Here is a 529-nt window from a genome sequence, read left to right as displayed (position 1 = left end):
GCGCAAGCTGCCCTCCGGCGTGCTCGGCCCCTTCGTCAATGACGAATATTCCGACGTGAGCTTCGCCCTTTATGCCCTCAAGGCCAAGGGCATGCCGATGCGCGAGCTCGCAAGGCAAGCCGAGACCATCCGTCAGGACCTCCTGCACGTGTCCGGCGTCAAGAAGATCAACATCCTCGGCGAACGTCCCGAGCAGATCTTTGTCGAGTTTTCCTATGCCAAGCTGGCAACCCTCGGTGTGTCGGCAACGGATATCGTTGCCGCCTTGCAGCGGCAGAACACGATGACACCCGCCGGCTCGATCGACACCAAGGGACCGCAGGTCTTCATCCGGGTCGACGGCGCCTATGACAGCGTCCAGGCGATCGCCGATACGCCCATCGTCGCCGCCGGGCGGACGCTGAAGCTGTCCGACATCGCCGAGGTCCGCCGCGGCTACGAGGATCCTCCCACCTACATCATCAGGCACCAGGGTGAGCCCACCATCATGCTCGCAGCGGTGATGCAGGAGGGCTGGAATGGTCTGGCG

Annotated in this window: 1 protein-coding gene; it reads left to right on the top strand. The window is 63.5% G+C overall.

All coding sequences use genetic code 11. The features are described 5' to 3' along the window. Positions 1-529, top strand: a 529-nt coding sequence (locus MOV74_RS40075; protein WP_246933094.1) for an efflux RND transporter permease subunit, incomplete at both ends; no start/stop codon positions are given.

It is taken from the genome of Bradyrhizobium sp. SHOUNA76 (assembly GCF_023006445.1).
GTDB lineage: Bacteria > Pseudomonadota > Alphaproteobacteria > Rhizobiales > Xanthobacteraceae > Bradyrhizobium.
Note: the sequence above shows the minus strand (reverse complement) of the source record. Positions and strands in the feature narration are given on the sequence as shown.